Origin of the sequence: Pseudomonas sp. C6002, from assembly GCF_013385805.1 — a bacterium.
Classification (GTDB): Bacteria; Pseudomonadota; Gammaproteobacteria; order Pseudomonadales; family Pseudomonadaceae; genus Aquipseudomonas.
In genome coordinates, this window is record NZ_JACAPH010000029.1 from 45,758 (window position 1) to 70,235 (window position 24,478).

The 24,478-nt window shown below is 61.1% G+C and carries 23 protein-coding genes; 11 read left to right on the forward strand and 12 right to left on the reverse strand.

Going from position 1 to position 24,478, the window contains the following annotated elements; genetic code table 11:
- Positions 1-139 precede the first annotated feature (139 nt).
- Positions 140-619, forward strand: coding sequence for an Lrp/AsnC family transcriptional regulator (locus tag HX817_RS18880; protein WP_003194418.1), 480 nt, complete (start codon positions 140-142; stop codon positions 617-619).
- Positions 620-847: 228 nt separating this feature from the next.
- Entirely contained in the window at positions 848-1,057 is a 210-nt protein-coding gene (locus tag HX817_RS18885; RefSeq protein ID WP_026077819.1) for a DUF2788 domain-containing protein, read from the forward strand.
- On the opposite strand, the gene HX817_RS18890 is transcribed toward HX817_RS18885, so the two are convergent.
- From HX817_RS18890 to HX817_RS18905, 4 genes are all read right to left on the reverse strand, one after another.
- The gene (locus HX817_RS18890) at positions 1,052-1,693 is read right to left on the reverse strand and encodes a pseudouridine synthase (RefSeq protein ID WP_029616066.1); all 642 of its coding nucleotides are present in this window, start codon (positions 1,691-1,693) and stop codon (positions 1,052-1,054) included. The genes HX817_RS18885 and HX817_RS18890 overlap by 6 nt on opposite strands.
- Positions 1,694-1,764: 71 nt before the next feature.
- On the reverse strand, positions 1,765-3,264 hold the full coding sequence (gene amn, locus HX817_RS18895) for an AMP nucleosidase (RefSeq protein ID WP_172834544.1): 1,500 nt from the start codon (positions 3,262-3,264) through the stop codon (positions 1,765-1,767).
- A gap of 170 nt (positions 3,265-3,434) precedes the next feature.
- A complete protein-coding gene (locus tag HX817_RS18900) occupies positions 3,435-5,087 on the reverse strand; it encodes an acyl-CoA dehydrogenase family protein (protein WP_177040865.1) in 1,653 nt (550 codons plus the stop codon).
- Positions 5,088-5,175: 88 nt separating this feature from the next.
- Complete coding sequence (locus HX817_RS18905; RefSeq protein ID WP_177040868.1) at positions 5,176-7,554, reverse strand: hybrid sensor histidine kinase/response regulator; 2,379 nt, start codon at positions 7,552-7,554, stop codon at positions 5,176-5,178.
- A gap of 286 nt (positions 7,555-7,840) precedes the next feature.
- Between HX817_RS18905 and HX817_RS18910 the strand changes: the two genes are divergently transcribed.
- From HX817_RS18910 to HX817_RS18925, 4 genes are all read left to right on the forward strand, one after another.
- Positions 7,841-8,638 (forward strand): hydroxymethylpyrimidine/phosphomethylpyrimidine kinase, encoded by a 798-nt coding sequence (locus HX817_RS18910; protein ID WP_177040870.1) that lies wholly within the window; start codon positions 7,841-7,843, stop codon positions 8,636-8,638.
- A gap of 18 nt (positions 8,639-8,656) precedes the next feature.
- Positions 8,657-9,280 (forward strand): thiamine phosphate synthase, encoded by a 624-nt coding sequence (gene thiE, locus HX817_RS18915; RefSeq protein WP_177008850.1) that lies wholly within the window; start codon positions 8,657-8,659, stop codon positions 9,278-9,280.
- Between the two features lie 17 nt (positions 9,281-9,297).
- Complete coding sequence (gene hemL, locus HX817_RS18920; RefSeq protein ID WP_003215470.1) at positions 9,298-10,581, forward strand: glutamate-1-semialdehyde 2,1-aminomutase; 1,284 nt, start codon at positions 9,298-9,300, stop codon at positions 10,579-10,581.
- A gap of 225 nt (positions 10,582-10,806) precedes the next feature.
- A complete protein-coding gene (locus HX817_RS18925; RefSeq protein WP_177008851.1) occupies positions 10,807-11,373 on the forward strand; it encodes a tetratricopeptide repeat protein in 567 nt (188 codons plus the stop codon).
- On the opposite strand, the gene HX817_RS18930 is transcribed toward HX817_RS18925, so the two are convergent.
- The 6 genes from HX817_RS18930 to HX817_RS18955 all read right to left on the reverse strand — a co-directional run bounded on the left by HX817_RS18930 (position 11,365) and on the right by HX817_RS18955 (position 17,403).
- Positions 11,365-12,477, reverse strand: coding sequence for a succinylglutamate desuccinylase/aspartoacylase family protein (locus HX817_RS18930; RefSeq protein ID WP_003215467.1), 1,113 nt, complete (start codon positions 12,475-12,477; stop codon positions 11,365-11,367). The genes HX817_RS18925 and HX817_RS18930 overlap by 9 nt on opposite strands.
- Before the next feature lie 9 nt (positions 12,478-12,486).
- On the reverse strand, positions 12,487-13,197 hold the full coding sequence (locus tag HX817_RS18935) for an ABC transporter permease (protein WP_003215465.1): 711 nt from the start codon (positions 13,195-13,197) through the stop codon (positions 12,487-12,489).
- The gene (locus HX817_RS18940) at positions 13,194-13,910 is read right to left on the reverse strand and encodes an ABC transporter permease (RefSeq protein ID WP_177040872.1); all 717 of its coding nucleotides are present in this window, start codon (positions 13,908-13,910) and stop codon (positions 13,194-13,196) included. Before HX817_RS18940 ends, HX817_RS18935 begins: the two co-directional genes overlap by 4 nt.
- A 31-nt stretch (positions 13,911-13,941) precedes the next feature.
- Positions 13,942-14,700: a transporter substrate-binding domain-containing protein gene (locus HX817_RS18945; RefSeq protein ID WP_177008854.1), complete on the reverse strand. Its 759-nt coding sequence runs from the start codon at positions 14,698-14,700 to the stop codon at positions 13,942-13,944.
- A gap of 38 nt (positions 14,701-14,738) precedes the next feature.
- A complete protein-coding gene (locus HX817_RS18950) occupies positions 14,739-16,793 on the reverse strand; it encodes an FAD-dependent oxidoreductase (RefSeq protein WP_177040874.1) in 2,055 nt (684 codons plus the stop codon).
- 283 nt (positions 16,794-17,076) lie between these two features.
- Complete coding sequence (locus HX817_RS18955) at positions 17,077-17,403, reverse strand: DUF1820 family protein (protein ID WP_003215457.1); 327 nt, start codon at positions 17,401-17,403, stop codon at positions 17,077-17,079.
- A gap of 132 nt (positions 17,404-17,535) precedes the next feature.
- On the opposite strand from HX817_RS18955, the gene miaB reads away from it, so the two are divergent.
- The 5 genes from miaB to lnt all read left to right on the forward strand — a co-directional run bounded on the left by miaB (position 17,536) and on the right by lnt (position 22,946).
- A complete protein-coding gene (gene miaB, locus HX817_RS18960; protein ID WP_102369960.1) occupies positions 17,536-18,861 on the forward strand; it encodes a tRNA (N6-isopentenyl adenosine(37)-C2)-methylthiotransferase MiaB in 1,326 nt (441 codons plus the stop codon).
- A 218-nt stretch (positions 18,862-19,079) separates the two neighbouring features.
- Entirely contained in the window at positions 19,080-20,081 is a 1,002-nt protein-coding gene (locus tag HX817_RS18965) for a PhoH family protein (RefSeq protein WP_003215453.1), read from the forward strand.
- Positions 20,074-20,547 carry an rRNA maturation RNase YbeY gene (ybeY, locus tag HX817_RS18970; RefSeq protein ID WP_003215452.1) on the forward strand — a complete coding sequence of 158 codons (474 nt, stop codon included), beginning with the start codon at positions 20,074-20,076 and terminating at the stop codon, positions 20,545-20,547. The genes HX817_RS18965 and ybeY overlap by 8 nt, the downstream gene beginning before the upstream one ends.
- 27 nt (positions 20,548-20,574) lie before the next feature.
- Entirely contained in the window at positions 20,575-21,414 is an 840-nt protein-coding gene (locus HX817_RS18975; protein ID WP_003215451.1) for an HlyC/CorC family transporter, read from the forward strand.
- A gap of 8 nt (positions 21,415-21,422) precedes the next feature.
- Positions 21,423-22,946 carry an apolipoprotein N-acyltransferase gene (gene lnt, locus HX817_RS18980; RefSeq protein ID WP_003215450.1) on the forward strand — a complete coding sequence of 508 codons (1,524 nt, stop codon included), beginning with the start codon at positions 21,423-21,425 and terminating at the stop codon, positions 22,944-22,946.
- Positions 22,947-23,069: 123 nt separating this feature from the next.
- Here the strand turns inward: lnt and HX817_RS18985 are convergent, their stop codons facing one another.
- Together HX817_RS18985 and HX817_RS18990 are read right to left on the reverse strand one after the other, a co-directional pair.
- Complete coding sequence (locus HX817_RS18985; protein ID WP_008436576.1) at positions 23,070-23,831, reverse strand: YdcF family protein; 762 nt, start codon at positions 23,829-23,831, stop codon at positions 23,070-23,072.
- 103 nt (positions 23,832-23,934) lie between these two features.
- Positions 23,935-24,252: a hypothetical protein gene (locus HX817_RS18990; protein WP_008436575.1), complete on the reverse strand. Its 318-nt coding sequence runs from the start codon at positions 24,250-24,252 to the stop codon at positions 23,935-23,937.
- Between the last annotated feature and the right edge of the window lie 226 nt (positions 24,253-24,478).

The following is a 24,478-nucleotide window of genomic DNA, read 5'->3' on the forward strand; positions in this document are numbered from 1 at the left end:
CGGGCAGTGATTCTGTTGATAACTCTACGCCTCGGCCTCGGGCAGATGATTGCGAAGATTGCGTCAATAAACAGTGCTTGCGCAATTTTTAACCCTGGATAGATAATTCACCGCAATAGTTACGACAAAGGCCAGCCCCATGAGCAAACTTGACCGATACGACCTGAGTATTTTGGCGGAATTGCAGCGCGACGCGAGGATCTCCAACCAGGAGTTGGCCGAGCGCATCGGCCTGTCGCCTTCGCCGTGCTCACGCCGGGTCAAGCAACTCGAAGACGACGGCTACATCGCCCGCCAGGTCGCCTTGCTCGACCGCAAGATGCTCGGCCTGAGTCTCACGGCCTACGTGCTGATCGGCATGGACCGACACACCCCCGAACGTTTCGAGAACTTCGAAGCGGCCATCCGCACCTTGCCGCAAGTGCTGGAATGCAGCCTGGTGACCGGGATGGACGCCGACTATCAGTTGAAAGTGGTGGTGCCAGACATGGATCACTACCAGAAGTTGCTGCTGGGCCACCTGACCCGCATCGAAGGCGTCACCAGCGTGCGTTCAAGCTTTGTGCTGAACCAGGTGCTCAACAGCACCGAGCTGCCGCTGACCCACCTGCGCACTTAAGACCAGCGCGGAACAAATGTGGGAGCGGGCTTGCTCGCGAATGCGGTGTGCCAGGCACCGAATGTGCTGACTGATCCTCCGCATTCGCGAGCAAGCCCGCTCCCACATTTTGACTGTGTTCCCGCAGGGTGGTAAGTCTGCGGCAGACCGACGCAGGTCAATGTCGCGCCGATTGCCCTGGCGTATAATCGGCGCCCTGCCCCAGCCGGAAACGACCCGATGAACTCGATTGATCCCGCCGTGTTTGAAGAATGGATGATGACCGGCCTGGTCAGCATCCTGATCATTTTCATGGGCTTTATCGTCTGGGACCTGGCGAAGAAATCCAAGGCCGGGCGCTTTGGCTCGATGATCCTGTTCTTCGTGCTGGGCCTGGGCGTTGCCGCGTTCATCATCAAGAGCGTGGTGATCGGCCTGATCGAGTCCGGCGCCTTATAAGCGCGCCGGCACTTCTTTCCATTGGCCTTGGTCCAGGCCGTCGATCGACCAGTCACCAATCCGCACCCGCACCAGACGCAGCGTCGGCAACCCCACTGCCGCCGTCATGCGCCGCACCTGGCGGTTACGCCCTTCACGAATCACCAACTCCAGCCAATGGGTCGGCACGCTTTTGCGAAACCGCACCGGCGGGTTACGTGGCCACAGTTGTGGCTCGTCCAGTTGCCGGGCTTCGGCGGGCAGGGTCATGCCGTCATTGAGCTCCACACCGTCGCGCAGGCGTTGCAGCTGTTCCTCGGTCGGTTCGCCTTCCACCTGCACCCAATAGGTTTTCGCCAGCTTGTGCTTGGGGTCCGCGATGCGCGCCTGCAATTGGCCGTCGTTGGTCAGCAGCAACAGGCCTTCACTGTCACGGTCCAGGCGCCCGGCCGGGTAAATGCCGGGGATGTCGATGAAATCCTTGAGGGTCGCCCGCCCGCCTTCATCGCTGAACTGGGTCAGCACATCGAAGGGTTTATTGAACAGGATCAACTTGGGCTCGGCCGGTGGCGCCTTGGCGACACGACGCGGGGCTGACGAAGTTTGCGGACTTTTCACACCAGGGCGGCGGGAAACAGGACGGGCAGGACGGGACATGGCAAAGAAACATCTAACGGTCAGGACCGACAATGCTAGTGGCCTGACCGTTAAATAACCATCCCAACCGTTTAGCGGAACGGCGGCTCGTCGAAGCTGCGCAGTTTGCGCGAGTGCAACGAGTTGAGTTCGGTGCGCAACAGATCCACCGCCTCGATGCCGATCTTCAAGTGCTGGCTGACCGCACGCTCGTAGAACGCGTTGGCCGATCCCGGCAGCTTGATCTCACTGTGCAGCGGTTTATCCGACACACATAACAACGTGCCGTACGGCACCCGCAGGCGGTAGCCCTGGGCGGCGATGGTACCGCTTTCCATGTCCACGGCCACGGCGCGGGACAGGTTGATCAGCGGACGTTCCTGGGCCCAGCGCAGCTCCCAGTTGCGGTCGTCGTAGGTCAGCACGGTGCCGGTGCGCAGGCGCTTTTTCAGCTCCTCGCCCTTCTCGCCGGTGACGTTGGCCGCGGCTTGCTGCAAGGCCATCTGCACTTCGGCCAGGGCCGGGATCGGAATGTTCGGCGGCACTACCCGGTCGAGAATCCCGTCGCGACGCATGTAGGCGTGAGCCAGCACGTAGTCACCGATGGTCTGGGATTGGCGCAGCCCGCCGCAGTGACCAATCATCAGCCAGCAATGCGGACGCAATACGGCGAGGTGGTCGGTGATGTTCTTGGCATTGGACGGGCCGACGCCGATGTTCACCAGGGTCACACCATGGCCGTCGCTGGCCTGCAAGTGGTAGGCCGGCATCTGATAACGGTGCCAGACCACGCCGGCAGCAATGGCAGACGCTTCGCCGTGGTCCATGCTCTTGTCGATGATCACATTGCCCGGCAGTACCATGCGGATAAAGCGCGGGTCGCTGCGCAACTGTTCCAGGCCATGCACGATGAACTGGTCAACGTAGCGGTGGTAGTTGGTCAGCAAAATCCACGGCTGCACATGGCGCCAGTCGCTGCCGGTGTAGTGCACCAGGCGGCGCAGGGAGAAGTCGACGCGGGCGGCATCGAACAATGCCAATGGTAGCGGGTCGGTGTTTTCCCAGTCGTACAGGCCGTCGGCGATGCCATCGGTGGCGGCAGACAGGTCGGTACTCGGGAACACCCGCGCCAGCGTGGCGGCAGTTACACCGGAGCCGGCCAGTTCGTCACCCTGCTCCACCACGTACGGGTAGGGAATGTTCTGCTGGCTGACGCCCACTTCCACCGTCACGGTGAAGTCGTGCATCAACGGCACCAGTTGCTCCAGCAGGTATTTGCGGAAGGCCGACGGATGGGTGACGGTGACGCTGTAGGTCCCCGGCAACTGAACCTTGGCATACGCCCGGGTGGTCTGTGGGACTTCGCCCTGCACCAGGTAGGTCAGGCGCAGTTCCGGGTAGCGAAACATCGCACGTTGTTCAGCGTCGGGTTCGACGCGGTCTTTGAGGTAGCGCTTGAGGGCTTGATTGAGCGCGCCGGTAGCACGCTCATGGAGAGCCGCCAGCCGATCCACGGCTTCTTCGGCGGTTTGAACGACAACAAAAGCTTCGGTCACGGTAAGCATCCTGTGTTCTGACTTGCAGGCCTTCATCTTGCCTGTATCCCTGGCGCACTGGAACACCGGAATTGGAATGCGATCAATAATGTGGGAGCGGCGGTGCGACGATTCGACTTGCTCGCGAAAGCGGTAGGTCAGCACATGTATTGGCTGATCCACCGCCTTCGCGAGCAAGCCCGCTCGCACATTTTGCCCGCATTCATTCAGAGGATTTGAGGTGTCGACCGGGCGACGATGGCCTCCACATCCACACCGCGCGGCAAGGTGCCATAGACCCGGCCCGACGACTCGCCCAGTCGGCTGGCGATAAAGCCATCACTCACACTGGCATTGCCCGCCTCCAGCAGCAGCTTGGCCTGCAACGCCACCGCAATGTCCTCGGTCAATTGCCGGGCACGGTATTGGATGTCCTGAGTGTCCATGAACGCCGACTTCAACTGCTCGATATGCCGCGCCAGGTGCTTGTGGCCATGACCAGCCCCCAGCTCGACAAACAGCGCCTCCAATACGCCCGGTTCTTTGGACAGGGCCCGCAGCACATCCAGGCACTGCACATTGCCGGAACCTTCCCACGTCGAGTTGACCGGCGCCTCACGGTACAAGCGCGGCAGGATACTGTCCTCGACATACCCCGCACCGCCCATGCACTCGGCGGCTTCGTTGATCATCGCGGGCGCGCGCTTGCAGATCCAGTACTTGCCCACCGCCGTCACCAGCCGGGCGAATTTGGCTTCCTGTTCGTTATCCAGATGGTCCAGCGCGCGCCCCATGCGCATGCTCAAGGCCAGGGACGCCTCGCTTTCCAGGGCCAGGTCGGCCAGTACGTTCTGCATCAACGGTTGCTCGCTGAGCACCCGGCCACCTACCAGGCGGTGAGCGCAATGATGGCTGGCCTGGGTCAGCGCCTGGCGCATCAGGGCGCTGGAGCCGACCATGCAATCGAAGCGGGTCATCGCCACCATCTCGATGATGGTCGGTACGCCGCGCCCTTCTTCACCGATCATCCAGGCCAGCGCGCCACGAAACTCCACTTCGCTGGAAGCGTTGGAGCAGTTGCCGAGCTTGTTTTTCAGGCGCTGGATGTAGAACTCGTTGCGGGTGTCATCCGGGCGGTGCCGGGGCAGCAGGAAACAGGTCAGGCCCTTGTCGGTCTGGGCCAGGGTGAGGAAGCCATCGCACATCGGCGCCGAACAGAACCACTTGTGCCCCACCAACTCATACGCCTGGCCCGGGCCGCCAGCGCCCACCGGGTAAGCGCGGGTGGTGTTGGCGCGCACGTCGGTGCCACCCTGTTTCTCGGTCATGGCCATGCCGATGGTGGCGCCGGCCTTGTGGGCGATGCCGACGTTGCGCGGGTCGTATTCGGTGGCGAGGATTTTCGGCAGCCAGGTTTCAGCCAGGTCTGGCTGCAGGCGCAGGGCCGGGACGCAGGCGAACGTCATGGTCAGCGGGCAGCCGGTGCCGGCTTCGGCCTGGCTGTGCAGGTAGGTCATCGCCGCGCGGGCCACATGGGCGCCGGATTGCGGATGGGCCCACGGCAACGACGGCAGGCCGTGCTCGACGGCGGTGCGCATCAGCTCGTGGTAGGCCGGATGAAACTCCACCAGGTCGATGCGATGGCCAAACCGGTCATGGCTGTTGAACACCGGTTTGTTCTGGTTGGCCAGGAACCCGGCTTCCATCAGCGGCCCGCCCGCCAGCGCACCATAGGTGTCGATGCGCTGCTCGGCCCAGCCGGCGCCGAAGCGCCGGGACCAGTCTTGCAGCGGCAAGTCGATACGGTACAGATTAGTGCCGTCCAGGGACGGTGGCTGGTTGGTGACGTCGTGGGTTTCGGCGAACTGGTGCAGGTGCATGACGGGCCTCCTGAAAAAAGGCCACGTTCATTGAGGCCTGAATTTCAGTTAAGCACCGTCACCCGGGTTAAAAAAGTGGCATAAACGCCTAATTGGCGGCGCTTTCACCCTCAACCATATGCAACAACCGCAGTTGCAGCACCCGTTGCAGGGCCTCGAAACGTACCGGCTTGGCCACTCGGTCGGTGATACCCACGCCGTGGCAGCGCTCGCGTTCCGGGGCTTGTAACGAGGTGCTCAAGGCGATCACCGGCAGCTCACCACAGCCGGGCAACGCACGGATCTGGCAGCACAGCGAAAAGCCGCCCTCGGGCACATCCAGCAACACTGCGTCGAAGCTTTGACTCTGCAGCAACGCCAGGGCGGCCGGCCCATTGTCGACGGTTTTCACCCGATAACCGAGCTTGAGCAACATGCCGCGCACCACCAGTTGCGCCACGCTGTTGTCGTCTACCAGCAGCACCGTGCACTCCTGCGGCGTGCGTTGCGCCTGCGGTACTCGCCGCACGGCAGCGGGTTCGGGCTGGACGGGGCTGACCGCAAGCTCCAGCTGGAAGCGACTGCCGCGCCGCGGCTCGGAATTGTGGGTGAGGCGCCCACCGAGCAACTCGATCAATTGCCGGCAGATCGCCAGGCCGATGCCCATGCCGCCGTATTGGCGAGTGGTCGAGCCATCGAGCTGGAAGAAGCGCTGATACAGGGTCGCCTCATCGAGGTAGGCGAAGCCGATGCCGGTGTCAGTGACAATGAAGGTCAGGCGCAGCGTTCCGTCCGCCTGGGGCACACCGACCACCCGCACACGCACCGAGCCCTCGTGGGTGAACTTGAAGGCATTGTCCAACAGGCAATCCAGGCACTGCGCCAGCTTGCCGGGATCACCGTTGATGCGGTCCGGCAGGTCTTCTGCCAGATCAATGGAGAACGCCAACCCTTTGTTCTGGGCGCTGGTCGCGAACTGCTGGCGCAAGGTGTCGAGCAGCCCACGCAGGCTGAACACTTGGGGTTGCGGGCTGAGGCGCCCGGCCTGCAATTCGGTGAGGGTGAGGATGCCGTTGACCATGCGCATCATCTCGCGGGCCGCACCGGAGGCGGTTTGATGGTACTGCGCGAGGTCGCCTGGCAGCGGCTCGGTCTGCATCAATTCCAGGGAGCCGATCACACCGTTCATCGGCGTGCGCAGCTCGTGGGTCAAGGTGGCGAGGAATTCATCCTTGAGCTGGTTGCTGTGGGCCAGTTGCGTGTTGAGCACTTCGAGTTTCTGGCTGGCGTCGAACAGGATTTGCGCCTGTTGCTCGCGCATCGAATTGATCCGGTCGGCCAGCGCCAGGGACAGCAAGGCCACTTCCAGTGCCGAGCCAATCTGGCTGGCGTACATCGTGAGGAACACATTGGGCAGGTAGCCCAGCACCATCATCGTATTGACTACACCGCCCAGCAGGAACGCGGTCCAGGCGATGATGAAGTATCGCGCCATGCGCTGGCCGCAATACCAGGCCTTGATGGCCGCGACGAAAATGGTCACGGTAAAGACCAGCGCCAGGGCGGTGGCCAGGCGCAGCGCCAGCGCATAACTGGTGAACAATGCCAGCACCATCACCACCCCGCCGCTGACCGCCAGGGCCAGCAACAGCCGGTTGATCCAGCGACTGTAAAGCGCGGTGTGCAGGAAACTGCGGGCAAACAGGCTGCCGAACAGCGCCGCCGAACCGATCAGGAAGGGCACCGCCGCGTTCGCCCACCACGGGTTATTCGGCCAGAAATACTGCACGGCGACGCCGTTCACCGACAGCTGATACAGGCCGAACGAGGCGATATAGAGGATGTAATAGAGGTAGCTGGTGTCGCGCACGCTCAGGTAGATGAACAGGTTGTAGATCAGCATGCCGAGCAACACGCCGTAGATCACACCCAGCACGTACAGGCGCAATGGCTGTTCTTCGAGGTACGCGGTGGTGGACCAGAGGGTCAGCGGTGCCTGGATCGAGCCCTGGCTTTGCAGGCGCAGGTACAGGGTTTCCTGCTGGCCAGGGACGAAGTCGAGCTTGAACAGGTAGTTGCTCTGGCGGATTTCGCGGCTGGAAAACGGCAGGATGCTGCCGGTGCGCGACACCAGTCGATAGTTGCCGACACTGTCAGGCTCGTACAGCTCCAGTTGGTTCAGCGGCGGGTAAGCCAGTTCCAGCAGCCAGCGGCGCGGGGCATCCGGGCGCTGTGCACGGTAATGCAAATCAACCTTGAGCCAGAACACCGAGCGCGAATAGCCGGCATTCAATGTGGCTTTGTCGTGGGTCTTGAAACGACTGGCGAGGACCGGCGAGCTGATATCGCCAATGGTCAGGGCGCCACTGGGGTCCTCAAGGACTTGCATCACTTGGCCCAGGGGCAACCGCGTGGTGGTCTCGTTGAACTCGACTGCGCCGGCCAGCATCGGCAGCCCGGTCAACAGTAACATCAGCAAATAGCGCATAGAGCCCCAGCGTGACCTGTCCGGTTATGTCAAAAGCCTCCATTCCTTTTGAGCAGACGTAAACCGGCGATACAGTTATTGGTTTGAATCCACTCTAGCATAGCCATTACAGGCCAAAAGACACCATTGAAATAATTTTTTGAAAGGCTCTAGAGCGGGCATTACAGGGCATTTGACCTGTATTTCACGATGATAGCAAACAGCCACTTCCGCCGTCCCCTCCGCTAAAAATTCAACCATCGCCCGACAGCCACCCAAAAAGCGTTTGGTGGTAAGCTCGCGCACCATGAATATCTACAGCTCTCGCCCCGTTGTCCTCTGTCTCTCCGGCCATGATCCCAGTGGTGGCGCCGGCTTGCAGGCAGATATCGAAGCCCTGCTCGCCCAGGGCTGTCATGCGGCCCCGGCCGTCACCGCGCTGACTGTGCAGAACACCGTCAACGTCAGCGATTTCCGCGTGCTGGATCGCGAGTGGGTGCTGGCCCAGGCCAACGCCGTGCTCGGTGACTCCGAAGTGGCCGCGGTGAAACTGGGCATGCTCGGTTCCCTGGAGATGGTCGACACCGTGGTCGAACTGCTCAAGGCGCACCCGCATCTGCCGGTGGTCTGCGACCCGGTGCTGCGCGCCGGCGGCGGCGGCAGCCTGGGCAAGGACGAGGTCGGCTACGCCATGCGCGAGCGGCTGTTGCCGCTGTCGTTGATCGCCACCCCCAACCTGCCTGAAGCACGCATCCTCGCCGAATTGCCCGAGGGCACGGCGGACGAATGCGCCGCGAAACTGCTGCCGTTCATCAAGCACCTGCTGATCACCGGCGGCCATGGCGACGAGCACGAAGTGCACAACCGCCTCTACAGCCGCGACGGCACGCGCCAGACCTTTACCTGCCAGCGCCTGCCCGGCAGCTATCACGGTTCGGGCTGCACCTTGGCCAGCGCGCTGGCCGGTCGGTTGGCACAAGGCGAAGGGTTGGTCAGCGCGGTGCAATCGGCCCTCAACTACACTTGGCGCACCCTGCGTGACGCTGAACAACTCGGCCAGGGGCAATTCGTGCCTCGTCGTCTGCCGTTGGATTTCTGCTCGTAACTCCAAGAGGCCTGCCCGATGAAACTACGTGGCCTTTATGCCATTACCGACAGCCAACTGTTGGCCGGCAAGTTCCTGGCCTACGTCGAAGCGGCGTTGGACGGTGGCGTGACCCTGCTGCAATACCGCGATAAAAGCAGCGACGAAGCGCGCCGCCTGCGGGAAGCCGAAAAACTGCGGGAGCTGTGCTCGCGCTACAAGACCCAACTGATCATCAACGATGACGCCGAACTGGCCGCACGCCTCGGCGTCGGCGTGCATCTGGGCCAGACCGACGGCCCGCTGACCCCGGCCCGTGCGCTGCTCGGTTCCAAGGCGATCATCGGCTCCACCTGCCACAGCCAGATCGAACTGGCCGAGCAGGCTGCCCGCGAAGGTGCCAGTTATGTCGCCTTCGGCCGCTTCTTCAATTCCAACACCAAGCCCGGCGCGCCGGCAGCCACCGTTGAACTGCTGGCCCAGGCCCGCACGCGGTTGCACCTGCCGATCTGCGTGATCGGCGGCATCACCCTGGAAAATGCCAAGCCGCTGGTGGCCCACGGTGCCGACTTGCTGGCAGTGGTCCACGGCCTGTTTGGTGCCGACAGCACCCAGGAAGTCACGCGCCGCGCCCGCGCTTTCAACGATCTTCTAAAATCTTGAATTCAGAGAACATGATCATGTCCCGTTCCGAAACCCTGTTTGCCAATGCCCAGAAACACATCCCCGGCGGTGTGAACTCTCCCGTGCGAGCGTTCAAGAGCGTTGGCGGCACCCCACTGTTCTTCAAGCATGCCGAAGGCGCCTACGTCACCGACGAAGATGACAAGCGCTACGTCGACTACGTGGGTTCGTGGGGCCCGATGATCCTCGGCCACAGCCATCCGGAAGTACTGGACGCGGTGCGCCAGCAGCTGCAACACGGCCTTTCCTATGGCGCACCGACCGCCATGGAAACCGAGATGGCTGACCTGGTGTGCTCCATCGTGCCCTCCATGGAGATGGTGCGGATGGTCAGCTCCGGCACCGAAGCCACCATGAGCGCGATTCGCCTGGCCCGTGGGTTTACCGGCCGCGACAGCATCATCAAGTTCGAAGGCTGCTACCACGGCCACTCCGACAGCCTGCTGGTCAAGGCCGGTTCCGGTGCGCTGACCCAAGGCGTACCGAGCTCCGCCGGGGTGCCGGCCGCGTTTGCCAAACATACCCTGACCCTGCCGTTCAACGACATCGCTGCCGTCGAGCAGATGCTCAGCGAAGTCGGCCAGGAAGTGGCGTGCATCATCGTCGAGCCGGTGGCCGGCAACATGAACTGCGTGCCGCCGGCGCCGGGCTTCCTGGAAGGCCTGCGGGAACAGTGCGACAAGCACGGCGTAGTGCTGATTTTTGATGAAGTGATGACCGGCTTCCGCGTTGCCCTCGGCGGCGCCCAGGCTTACTACGGCGTCACGCCGGACCTGAGCACCTTCGGCAAGATCATCGGCGGCGGCATGCCGGTGGGCTGCTTCGGCGGCAAGCGCGAAATCATGCAGCACATCGCGCCGCTGGGCCCGGTGTACCAGGCAGGCACCCTGTCGGGTAACCCGCTGGCCATGGCCGCCGGCCTGACCACCCTGCGCCTGATCAGCCGCCCGGGCTTCCATGCCGAGCTGACCGACTACACCACTCGCCTGCTGGACGGCCTGCAACAGCGCGCCGATGCCGCCGGCATTCCGTTCGTGACCACCCAGGCGGGCGGCATGTTCGGCCTGTACTTCAGCGGCGCCGACGACATCGTCACCTTCGACGACGTGATGGGCAGCGATGCCGACCTGTTCAAGCGCTTCTTCCACCTGATGCTGGAAGGGGGCGTGTACCTGGCACCGAGCGCCTTTGAGGCCGGCTTCACCTCGATCGCCCATGGCGACGCCGAGCTGAAACTGACCCTCGATGCTGCCGAACGCGCCTTCGCCGCCTTGAAATAAGCGGATCAAAAATCAGGCGCCGCCCCTGGCGGCGTCAGATTTGCTACTTTGCTTACAGACATTTCCGTCTTTTTTCGAGAATTCACCTGCAATCCGGCAGATAACTTGCCCACGCAGCAGAAAAACGAGTAAAGACTTTGTAAGCAGGTGCCTGCTTATTTCATAATGCGCGCTTATTGGATCCCCCCGTGGGTCCCGCGCCCCGTCAGAGGTAAGTCGATTCCCATGAAACGCACCGGCCGCACCCTGGTTCTGGGCTGCCTGTTGCTCCTTCAGCCGCTGCTGGCGTATGCCCAGGCAGGCGGCAACTCGTTGTTAATCCCAGCGATGGGTCGTTGCACCCTCAATACCCAGCCGGAAAGCCAGGCCGAGGCCCTGAGCGCGTGCCAGAAACAGGCCGATGGCGGGGATGCGCAGGCGCAATACGAGTTGGGCGAGTACTTCTACGACAGTAAAAACCCCGCACGCGACCTCAACAAAGCCTTGAGCTACTTCGAGAAAGCCTCGTTGCAGGGCCACGCGCAGGCGCAATTCCAGCTGGGCACCATGTTTTTCCACGGCGAAGGCGTACCGGCCAATAACGTCCAGGCGTACATCGTGCTGAAAATGGCGGCGGTGAACGGCGCCGAAGATGCACTGGACACGGCCGACGAAGTGGCCGAACACATGCAGCGCGACGAACTGGAAGTGGCTACCCAAGTGCTGGGACAGATTTTCCGCAACTACCTGCAGGAACTGCAGAGCGCAGATGGCAGCTCGCCGTTTTCGCCGCTGCCGGATCCTTCAAGGTGATAACAGATAACCCTGTCGATGCGCCTTCGGGCCAGCTACATGGGCAATCGTCATACCGGCACTCGCCATTCGCCGCACTGATCGAACATACAAAAGCCCTTCTCGGGTGCAAGCAACCGGTGTCACCCGATCAGTGATCGGATCGATAACTTCGGCGAGGATTTGCCCGGCCGCCAGGTAATCCCCCACCTTCGCGCAAAACACAATCAAGCCTCCCACTGGGCTCACCACCGGTTCTACTCCCGCCAACGGCGTTGGCGCATTCAGTAATGGCGGTAGCGGTGGTGCCTGGCCGTCAATGGCTCCCCGTTGAATCAAGTAGTCGATCAACGCCTGGCAATCCTGACGCGCCAGTCCGTGATCCACATCGGCAACACCCCGCAGCTCTACAGTCACAGCAAACCCCGGTGCCGAAAAGCGCCCGGGAAAACGCGCCTGCATGTGCGCCCAGAACAACGTAAAACACTCATCGAACGATTGCCCGCCGGCCTCTTTGGCCAAAAAACACGCCCTGGCTCCCAGGTAACGGGCCAAAGGCTCCACGTGCAACCAGAAATCCGGCGACAAATACAAATGCTGCACGGCCTCGAAATCGCAATGAAGGTCCAGCACGATATCGGCATCGCAAGCCAGCGTTTGCAGGGTCAAGCGCATGGATTGCAACTGTGTCGCCGGCTCCTGGCTGGCCAGTGTTTGCAGCAAGGCGCCACGGATCAGTTGCAGATTGGCGCCCGGTTCATCCGCCAACAGGGCTTCGACGCGATCACCGACCTGCTGGCTGACGTCGAGGAAGAAACGATTGAAGTTTTCCCGACTGTCGTTATCGAAGCGCCCCTGGGGCACATCCATCAACACTTGCTCCAACCCCAGCGGATTGGCCACCGGCACCACCACAACCGACCAACGCATCAACCCTGCTGCCTCCAGGTGCGCCAGCCGCTGCTTCAGATGCCATAAGACCAGCATGCCCGGCAGTTCATCGGCGTGCAGGGACGCCTGGATATAAACCTTGCCGGCTGCATTGGCCGGGCCGTAATGAAAACTGCGAATCTGTCGCGTCGTCCCCGGTACGACCTCCAACAACTCATGCACGTGGGTCTGCATTTCGATCTCCTATCGGGCCGCATCCAGAAAACGCAGCCAGCGCCGTTCAGCCAGGCGAAACAAACCTACCAAGGCAAAGGTAATGCACAGGTAAAGGGCTGCTGCGAAGCCGAATGATTCAAAGGTCAGGAAGGTTGCGGCGTTGGCATCCCGTGCCACTTTCAGGATATCCGGCACCGTGGCGGTGAACGCCAACGTGGTGGAATGCAACATGAAAATCACCTCATTGCTGTAGTAGGGCAATGAGCGGCGCAATGCGGATGGCATGATCAGGTGGACATACAGCTTCCAGCCGTCGAACCCCAGGGATCGGGCGGCTTCGACTTCACCACGAGGCATCGCCCGAATGGCGCCCGCGAGAATTTCCGTGGTGTAGGCGCCGGTATTCAGGGCAAATGCCAACAGCGTACAGTTCAGCGCCTCACGGAAAAACGCATCCAGCACGGGCTGTTCACGCACGGCGGCAATGCTGTAGATCCCGGTATAAAAGATCAGCAACTGGATATACAGCGGCGTGCCGCGAAACAGGTAGGTGAAGCATTGCACCGGCCAACGCAGCCAGCATCTGGATGACACCCTGGCGATGGACAAGGGCAGTGCCAGCAGTAGGCCAAGACACAGCGAGGCACTGGTCAGCCATAGGGTCATGGCCAGGCCGGTAAGTTGTTGACCGTCGGAATAGATGAACGGCCGCCAGTATTCCTGGATCAACTCGATCATGGTGACGACTCCTGCGCACCGACGCCGTAACGACGCGCCAGCCAGCGCAAGGCAAGGTTTGAAACGCTGCTGAGCAACAGGTAGATCGATGCGGCCATCAGCAAAAAGGCCAATAACTGCTGGCTACTTTTGCCCGCTACCTGGGCGACCTTGACCAAATCCGCCAAGCCAATGATCGACACCAGCGCAGTCGCCTTGAGTAAAACCATCCAGTTATTGCCCAGCCCCGGAAGGGCGAACCGCATCATTTGCGGGAATATCACGTGCACGAAGCCCTGACTGAAGGTCATGCCCAAGGCCTTGGCGGCCTGGAACTGGCCGCGAGGTACAGCCAGCAGGGCACCACGAAAGGTTTCGGTGAAATAGGCGCCGTAGATAAACCCCAAGGTGAGTACGCCTGCGCTGAATGGGTCGATTTCGATGTAGGCCATGCCCAGTTCCTGCGTCAGACGACTCAAACCGGTTTGCACCCCATAGAAAATCAACAGCATCAACAGCAGGTCGGGCACCCCGCGAATCAGAGTGGTGTAGAGCTGTGCACAGAGGCGCCAGGCCCTGACCCTGGACAGCTTGGCGCCAGCACCGAGCAGGCCGAACGCCAGCCCCAGCAGCAGTGACAGTAGCGCCAGTTGCAGCGTGACCCAGACACCGCCCAACAAGAGTGGCGCAAAACTGTCCAGGGTCGAGGTGAATTGAGTGAAGGTGGGCAACATGTTTGCGCTCTCGCTCGCCATTGAAGGACGGTCATTGACCGCTGAACATGTTCACACCCGGAAAGTACTGGTCTTGCAGCCGAGCGTAGGTACCCTCGGCGTGCAGTGCCGCGAGGCCCTTATCCAGCAGGGCTTTCAGGGCATGATTGCCCTTGGCGATGCCGATGGCGCTTTTGGAGGGCATCAATGCACTTTCGATCGGCGGCCCGAGGACGAACCCCGCACCCTGGGCTGTGCGCATAAATCCGCTTTGCGCTTGCTGTGCATCCTGCAATGAGGCTTGCAGCCGCCCTGCCACGAGATCGGCATACACCTGTTCCTGATCGGCATAAGCCACGATCTTTATGCCCTGCCCGGCGAGCACTTGGCGGGCATAGACTTCCTGGGTACTGCCTTGCAGATAGCCAACAGCCGTACCCTTGGCCAGCTCAGCGCCGGGGCGGAGCACCATGGCGGTGGGGCTGGAAAATACCTCCGAGGAGAAATCAATCACCTTTTCTCGTGCGGCGGTGACCGTCACTGAGGCGAGGATGGCGTCGATCTTGCCGGCATTCAGACTGGGAATCAGCCCGTCAAAATCACTTTCAACCCATTGGCAGCGAACACGCAACTGAGTGCAGAGGGCGTTACCGATATCAACTTCGAACCCCGTCAACGTGCCTTTGTTATCTTTATAGGCAAAAGGCGCGTAATTGGGATCAACACCAAAACGGATGACGGCATAGTCATTGGCAAACAGTGGGGTGTTTAATAAAAGAACAGCGAATAACATCAGGATTGTTTTTTTCATTATTGTATTCCTCGTTATTAAATAAACAGCAAGACTGACTACACCTCGATAAGCGGAATCTCTCGCCGGACCAATAAAGAATCAACGGGTGCATCAAACTCCCGTGCCATTCGATGCCCCGAATACACCGCCGCAGCAATCGTGCCGGGCGCCACGCAATCGCCGATCAACGTCAGCGTGCCGATCCCGGCCGCGCGCACCTGTTCGGGTGCGCTGTTCAACGCCTGATACAACGCCTGCTCAGGTTCGCGGGAAGTGACCAACAGCAAGGAAGCGGCGGGAATGAAGCGTGTCCGCTCGGTGTAGACGCACCCTGCGACAAGGCCTTCAGGCATACACCTGACCAACGTATGGGACGGGACGATCGTGACGTTCAGCTCCAGCAGGCGGCGCTGGATGCGGTGTTGCTCAAGGGTGTTGTGGGTCCAGGCCGCCACATCCGACGCCGGGGTGACGAATATCACTTGCACGCCCCGCGCCACCAGGTGCTCAGCCAATACGCTGCCCATGTAATAGTGATCGTCATCGAACAGCAGCACTGGTGACGCCGGCAGGACACCGGCCATCAAATCATCCGGCGTGATGACGGGCAGGCTTTCCAGGCCCGGTAACGGGCGACGCAGGGCTCGTCCCAACCCGTCCCGCCGCCAGCGGGAGCCGGTGGCGATAAATACATGCTCTGCGGCGAAGTCCAGGATGTCCTGGGCCTGCAATCGACTCTCCCGATAAATCTCAACCGACGCCAGGCGACTCAAGGCGTCCAACCGATAGTCGATTACCCGCCCCCAGCTCGCCAATCCTGGAAGCCGGGACTCCAGCGCCACCCGTCCGCCAAGGGTGCGCAAGCTGTCCACCAGCGCCACCTCCATGCCCCGAACGCCCAGTATCCGCGCGCACTCCAGCCCTGCGGGCCCTGCGCCGACCACCAGCGCCCGCCCAGGTTGAAGCGCACGATTGACCGACTCGGGGTGCCAACCGCGTCGCCACTCCTCGCCCATGGTCGGATTTTGCGTGCAGCGCAACGGCGTGCTCGTGTGGTCGCCACTGACACAGACATTGCAGCCAATGCACTCACGAATCTCGTCCGCTCGACCCTCTTCAATCTTCTTCGGCAAGAACGGGTCAGCAATCGAGGGGCGGGCCGCGCCAATCAAGTCCAGGACGCCACGGCGGACCAGCGAGACCATGGTGTCTGGCGAGGTGAACCGCCCGACGCCCACCACCGGCTTGCGGGTCAGAGCCTTCAGACCCGACAGGAAGGTCTCTTGATAACCCTCCGAGGCAAAGCGCGCCGTTACACTGTCGTTGGACCAATCGGCGACGTTGACGTCCCACAAATCCGGCAAGTCCGCCAGCATCGAGAATATTTCAGCGCCCTCTCCATCGCGAGACAGGCCGTCGACCCTCTGCTCGTCTACCGCCAGGCGTACCGCCACGGCACACCGATAACCCACCGCATCGCGGGTGTCTTCAATCAACTCGCGCAACAGCCGCACGCGGTTTTCCAGCACACCGCCATACTCATCAGTACGGCGGTTGTTGCGTGGCGTGAGGAAATGGAACGGCACGCCGAGGTCATGCCCGGCATAGACATAGATGATGTCAAACCCCGCGTCCCGCGCCCGCAGTGCGGCGGCACGGTGCATGGCGCGCAGTTGCTGGATATCGGCACGACTCATGGCCCGGGCCTGTACCGGGTCATAACCACGCACCGGCGTATTGGAGGGCGCCCAGGGAATCTCACGACTGTAGCGGTTGGGGGCCGAGTAACCATTGAATGCCAACTCTACGCCGGCCAGTGACCCGTGCTGGTGGACGGCCTCACACATTCGCGCGAGCGCCGGGATGTCGCGTTCATCCCACAAGCGCGCCTCTATGTAGGGAGAGAACTCGCTCAGCGGGCTGATCTCACATTCTTCAGTGCAGACTACGCCCCACCCACCTTCGGCTTTTATCCCGCGCATGCGTGCCATGGCGGAAGGATGCACATGGCCCATGCCATTGCAGTGGGGAACTTGATAAAAGCGGTTACGGGTGCGAACCGGGCCTATTTGTACCGGCTCAAACAAAATGTCATAACGAGGATCGCGCACAGGGCTACTCCCGAACAGATAAGTCCGTTGATGACTGCGTCATAAGAAATTCGGTGTTAACTAATGCCAGGCGATAAAACGCTAATACCCTTGTATTCCAGGGCAGAGCCTTTTTGATGGAGAGTTAATTAAAAAAGTGGAACTCACGTCCCATTGAAACAGGCTTTTTATTATTGATGTATTCATGGCGCCCTCTCTGCATAAACAAAATCTGCTGTTTTTTAAACAGAATGTCCATGCACGAGAGGCAAGAATCAGAAATACCCTACAAAATAGTTGAACGTCACTTCTCAGGCATCGGCATCGGAAACGGCATGACATTGCTCATGCCCCGGGCCTCGCTGATTTTCGGCGTGCCCAGGCGCTCGACTTCGTCGATGCGCACGATCGAATGCATCGGCACAAAACTGCGCACCACGCCTTCGAACTGAGCCTTGAGTTTTTCCTCGCCCGGGTCGACGACCAGCTGCGTGCGCTCGCCAAAGACGAACTCTTCCACTTCCAGGAAGCCCCACAGATCACTTTGATAGATCTGCTTGGCGTACATTTCGAACACCTGGCCCTGGTTAAGGAAAATCACCTTGTAGATTGGAGCTTCACGTTTGGTCATGGTGGGCGGGTAACACATCGGGGGATTTAAAAGAGGGCGCGAACTATAGCATGGCGTCCGATGCACAGTGCTAGGAACCTATCGGCATGCCCCCTATAATGCGCGGTTCTTTACCACCAGTTGACGATCCCCATGGCCAAGAAGCTTTACATCGAAACCCACGGTTGCCAGATGAACGAGTACGACAGCTCGCGCATGGTCGATCTGCTGGGTGAACATCAGGCCCTGGAAGTCACCGCTCGCGCTGAAGACGCCGATGTGATCCTGCTCAATACGTGCTCGATCCGCGAGCGGGCCCAGGACCGGGTCTACTCGCAGCTGGGCCGCTGGCGTGAACTGAAACTGGCCAACCCGGACATGGTGATCGCCGTCGGCGGTTGCGTGGCCAGCCAGGAAGGCGCCGCCATTCGCGACCGCGCACCGTACGTCGACGTGGTATTCGGCCCGCAGACCCTGCACCGCCTGCCGGAAATGATCGACGCCGCGCGCATCACCAAGCTGCCGCAAGTCGACGTCTCGTTCCCTGAAATCGAAAAATTCGACCATTTGCCCGAGCCGCGCATCGACGGCCCAAGCGCTTATGTGTCGGTAATGGAAGGCTGCAGCAAGTACTGCACCTTCTGCGTGGTGCCATACACCCGCGGCGAAGAAGTCAGCCGCCCGTTCGACGACGTGCTGGCAGAGATCATTCACCTGGCCGAGAACGGCGTGCGTGAAGTGACCCTGCTGGGACAGAACGTCAACGGCTACCGTGGCCAGACCCACGACGGGCGCCTGGCGGACCTCGCGGAGTTGATCCGCGTAGTGGCTGCCGTCGACGGGATCGAGCGGATTCGCTACACCACCTCGCACCCGCTGGAGTTCTCCGACAGCCTGATCCAGGCCCACGCCGAAGTGCCGGAGCTGGTCAAGCACCTGCACTTGCCGGTGCAATCGGGCTCGGACCGCATTCTCTCGGCGATGAAGCGCAACCACACCGCCCTGGAATACAAATCCAAATTGCGCAAATTGCGTGCGGCGGTGCCGGGGATCTGCATCAGCTCGGACTTTATCGTCGGCTTCCCAGGGGAAACCGAGAAAGATTTCCAGCAGACCATGAAGTTGATCGAAGACGTAGGCTTCGACTTCTCCTACTCCTTCGTCTACAGCCAGCGCCCGGGCACTCCGGCGGCTGACCTGCTCGACGAAACCCCGGAAGCGTTGAAGAAGGAGCGTTTGAACGCCCTGCAACATCGCCTCAACCAACAGGGTTTCGAGATCAGCCGACAGATGGTGGGCTCGACCCAGCGCATCCTGGTGACCGACTACTCGAAAAAAGACCCTGGCGAATTGCAGGGCCGGACCGAGAACAACCGGATCGTCAACTTCCGTTGTGATAATCCGACACTGATCGGGCAGTTCGCCGACGTGCACATCGACGCGGCACAACCGCACTCGCTGCGCGGTTCGCTGGTGTAACAATAATTCGGCCACCGGGAACCAATGTGGGAGCGGGCTTGCTCGCGAAGGCGGTGTATCAGGCAACGAACAGGCTGACTGCCCCATCGCATTCGCGAGCAAGCCCGCTCCCACATTAGAACGGTGCCAGCTTCGGGATATATAAGTGCTTTCGCACGCAGCCTGCTGGCGTTATCCTTGATTTCATCTTAATTGCCCCAGGGCGGCTAAAAACGACCTTGAACGCACCCATAGAACCACATCGTTTTCTCCTCGAGCCCTTTGAGGCTCGCCGTTTCGCCAATCTGTGCGGACAGTTCGACGAGCACCTGCGCCTGATCGAACAACGCCTGAGCATCGAGATCCGCAACCGCGGCAATCAATTCGAGCTGATTGGTGAACCCCAGCACACCACCTCGGCAGAAAACCTTCTGCGCCGCCTCTACCGGGAAACCAAAGGTAGCGAGCTGTCGCCGGAAACGGTGCACCTGTACCTGCAGGAATCCGCCGTGGAGGACCTGGCCAATAACCCGGTAGCCGAAGCCAGCGTCGCGTTGCGCACCAAGAAAGGCATGATTCGCCCTCGCGGCTTGAACCAGCAGCGCTACGTCAAGGAAATCCTGGGCAACGACATCAACTTCGGCATCGGCCCTGCCGGTACCGGCAAGACCTACCTGGCCGTGGCCTGCGCGGTCGACGCCCTGGAGCGTGAACAGGTGCGACGCATCCTGCTGGTGCGTCCGGCGGTGGAAGCCGGCGAGAAGCTGGGCTTTTTGCCCGGCGACTTGGCCCAGAAGATCGACCCGTACCTGCGCCCGCTCTACGACGCGCTCTACGAGATGCTCGGCTTCGAATACGTGGCCAAGCTGATCGAGCGTCAGGTGATCGAGATCGCTCCGCTGGCCTACATGCGCGGCCGCACGCTGAACAACAGCTTCATCATCCTCGACGAAAGCCAGAACACCACCGTTGAGCAGATGAAGATGTTCCTGACCCGGATCGGTTTCGGCTCCACCGCCGTGATCACCGGCGACGTCACCCAGGTCGACCTGCCCAAAGGCACCAAGTCGGGCCTGGCCCAGGTGATCGACGTACTCAAGGACGTGCCGGGGATCAGCTTCACGCACTTCATGCCCAAAGACGTGGTACGTCACCCGTTGGTGCAGCGCATTGTCGAAGCCTACGAGCGCTTCGAACACCGCGACGACCAACCGGCCAAGGACACTCGCCGCGATGCTTGAGCTTGACCTGCAGCTGGCCACCGAAGCGCCCGCCCCCAGCGAAGAACAGTTCCGCCAGTGGTGCACCCTGGCCCTGCGCCAGCGCACCGCCGACTCGGAGCTGACCATTCGCCTGGTGGACGAGCCCGAAGGCCGTGAACTGAATCACACCTGGCGACAAAAAGACTACGCGACCAACGTGCTGTCGTTTCCCGCCGACGTACCCGATGAGCTGCTGGATATCCCGTTGCTGGGCGACCTGGTGATCTGCGTCGAAGTGGTCGAGCGTGAAGCAAAGGAACAGGGCAAGGAACTTGAGGCCCATTGGGCCCATCTAGTCATCCACGGCTGCTTGCATCTCTTGGGTTACGACCATATAGACGATGACGAAGCCGAAGAAATGGAAGCACTGGAACGAACGTTGCTTGCAGAACTGGGTCATCGTGACCCGTATGCAGACGACGAAATTGCAACTACACCTAACTGAAACAATAAAGGATTTAGAGTAATCGCTATGAGCGAAGACCGATCGAGCAACGGGCAAAAGTCATGGCTGGGGAAACTCACCCAGGCCTTTGCCCACGAGCCGAAAAACCGCCAGGAGCTGCTGGAGCTGCTGCGCGAGGCGCATCAGAACAAGTTGCTGGACAGCGAAGCGCTGGCCATCGTCGAAGGCGCCATCCAGGTAGCTGACCTGCAAGTACGGGACATCATGGTTCCGCGCTCGCAGATGGTCAGCATCAAGGCGACCCAGACCCCTCGGGAATTCCTCCCGGCCGTGATCGACTCGGCGCACTCGCGCTACCCGGTGATCGGCGAAAGCCATGACGACGTCATGGGCGTCCTGCTGGCCAAGGACCTGCTGCCGCTGATCCTCAAGGAGAACGGCGACAGCTTCAACATCAAGGACCTGCTGCGTCCTGCCACCTTCGTCCCTGAATCCAAGCGCCTGAATGTGCTGTTGCGCGAATTTCGTGCGAACCACAATCACATGGCCATCGTGATTGACGAGTACGGCGGTGTGGCCGGCCTCGTGACCATCGAAGACGTGCTGGAACAGATCGTCGGTGACATCGAAGACGAACACGATGTGGAAGAAGACAGCTACATCAAGCCGCTGCCCAGCGGTGACTTCCTGGTCAAGGCCCTGACGCCGATCGAGAACTTCAACGAGTTCTTCGACAGCGAATTCTCCGACGATGAATTCGACACGGTTGGCGGCCTGGTGATGAGTGCGTTCGGGCACCTGCCCAAGCGTAACGAGACCACCGAGATCGGTGCCTATCGCTTCCGCATCCTGAATGCCGACAGCCGCCGTATTCACTTGATCCGTTTGACACCTATTGCCCGCTAAGGACTGACATGCGCCGTATGATTGCACCCGGCTGGCCCGGTAACTTGCTGGCCGTGGTGGCCGGCGCCATCACCACCCTGGCGCTGGCGCCGTTCGACCTCTGGCCGTTTGCGCTGGTGGCGGCCGGGTTCTTTTATGCGGGATTGCGTGAACTGACACCGCGCCAGGCCTTGTGGCGCGGCTGGTGTTTCGGTTTCGGCCTGTTTGGCGCCGGTACCAGCTGGATCTACTACAGCATTCACCACTTCGGCGGCGCTTCGGTGCTGCTGGCGGGCATGCTGATGCTGGCGTTTACGGCGGCCATTGCCTGGTTCTTTGCCCTGCCCGCCTGGCTGTGGGCGCGCTGGCTGCGCCGCAACGAAGCGCCACTGGCCGATGCCCTGGCCTTCGCGGCCTTGTGGGTTGGCCAGGAAGCGTTTCGCGGCTGGTTCCTCACCGGTTTTCCCTGGCTCTATTCCGGTTACAGCCAGCTCGACGGTCCTCTCACCGGCCTCGCGCCGCTGGGCGGGATGTGGCTGATATCCTTTGCCCTGGCGCTGACCGCCGCACTGATCTGCAACCTGCCGCGTCTGCTGGCGGCTAAGCGCAACCTGTTCATCGGTGCCGGCTTGCTGTTGTTGGTGGCGCCATGGGCCATCGGCCTGGCACTCAAGCATCATGCATGGACCACCCCCGCCGGCGCGCCGCTGACCGTGGCAGCCGTCCAGGGCAACGTCGAACAAAGCATGAAGTGGGACCCCGAGCAGCTCAATGCGCAGCTCGCGCTGTACCGCGACATGAGCTTCAGCTCCAAGCCTGTCGACCTGCTGGTATGGCCGGAAACCGCCGTGCCGGTGCTCAAGGAATCCGTCGAGGGCTACCTGGGCATGATGGGCAAGTTCGCTGCCGACCGGCACACCGCGCTGATCACCGGTGTACCGATCCGCCAGGAAGTGCATCACCACAAGCGCTTCTTCAACGGCATCACGGTGGTGGGCGAAGGCGACGGCACCTACCTGAAGCAGAAGCTGGTGCCGTTTGGCGAGTACGTGCCGCTGCAGGACATGTTGCGCGGCTTGATCGCGTTCTTTGACCTGCCGATGTCGGACTTCGCCCGCGGGCCGTCCGACCAGGCTTTGCTGCAAGCCAAGGGCTATCAGATTGCGCCGTTCATTTGCTATGAAGTGGTGTACCCGGAGTTCGCCGCCGGCCTGTCGGCCCGCAGCGATTTGTTGCTGACCATCAGCAACGACACCTGGTTCGGCCGCTCCATCGGCCCGCTGCAACATTTGCAGATGGCCCAGATGCGCGCCCTGGAAGCCGGGCGCTGGATGATCCGCGCCACCAACAACGGCGTCACTGGCCTGATCAACCCGTACGGGCAGATCACCGTGCAGATCCCGCAGTTTGAACGCGGGATTCTCTACGGCGAGGTCGTGCCGATGCACAACCTCACGCCTTACCTGGAATGGCGTTCGTGGCCGTTGATCATCCTGTGCCTTGGCCTGTTTGGCTGGGCGCTGTTGGCGGGCCGGATGTCGAAAACGGTTTAACAGAAATACTCGGACAACAATGTGGGAGCGGGCTTGCTCGCGAATGCGATCTGTCAGTTAAAGCACCAGTGACTGACACACTGCATTCGCGAGCAAGCCCGCTCCCACATTTGACCTGCGGTATTACCTGTAAAACATCCGGTAACCTACCTGCCCCACCGCTTCATTCAGCAACTGCCCGCTCTGCCATACCGACTTGAACTCCGGCATCCAGCCACCCAATGGCCGGGCATTGTCCAAACCAAGAAACCCCACTGGCGCCGGAACAACCGTGAACCCGGCCTTTTCGAAGCTCCAGCGCGAGCGCGGCATATGCCAGGCCTGAGTCACGACCACCACACGCTTGATCCCCTGCGGCAGCAGAATCTCGGCACTCATCTGCGCGTTTTCCCACGTGGTACGGCTGCGCTCTTCCTTCCAGCGCACGCTCACGCCAAAGTCATCCTGCATCGATACCGCCATCAACTCCGCCTCGCTGGGCGGTGTGCCGTAGTGCAAGCCGCCGGTGGTCAGCACCGGCAAGCCCGAAGCCTTGGCCAGGCGGGCTGCATAGCGCTGGCGCTCAAGGCCGATACCCGTCGGCTGATCGGAGCCCCACGCCGGATCCCCGCGCTCACGCCCCGAGCCCAACACCACGATGGCATCAGCCCGCTGCGCCAGGGTCGCCCATTCATCACGGGCCAGAGGCGGCTCGGTCTCCAGGGCCTTTGCGCCCCATTGAACCGCCACCGGCAGGCTCATCAGCCACATCCCGCCAAACCCCAGGGCAAAGCACACGGCCGCCAGCCGCGGTCGGCTGCGACGAAACCACCAGGCAAGGGCCAGCAACAGCAACAGGATGCCGGGCGGCAACAACAATTGTTTAATGAAATAGCGAATAGGCATCGGGCATCTCCAAAGATGCCCGAAGCCTAAGGTGTAACGGGGTTAAGCGACAATCTTTACAGGAACAGACGCTGAGAAGGCTACAGATCACTAACGCGGTACTTCACTTGAAACGCACGGACCGGAGTTTTTCCGGGCTGCGACCGGCCGAAAAATCCTTGAGCCATACCACCTTGGCCGATCGCGAAAACTCCTGGGCTGGCGGGGAGGCCATGCCATGGGACGCGCGATGCTCATTCAATTCCAGATACACCCTGATCACGTCCAGCTCTGCCTGGCTCAAGCCACGCAGTTCCAACTCCAGAGGCCGTTCATCACACAATCGGCCTGCGGTTTTTGCTGCATCCAGTGCTCGACCCAAACGGTCGATCAGTCCTTCGTACACCTGCGGTTTCGTTAAAGTTCGCTGCGAATCAACCATCCCTCACCTCATTGAAGATAAGACTCACTCCCCACTAAACAGCGTAGTCCTGCTTGCCCTGCCTGCCTGGCGCCGCGACCAACGGCCTCGGCGGCGCAATCAGGGTTTCCCTCGATAGAGTGGGGTCATGTATGCTACGGCGCTTCCTGTAACTCCACTTCCCGCAGGGTTTGGGCACGGACGCGCCGCTTTTTGGTGTCGATCAACCTGAACGTTGCACCGAAGA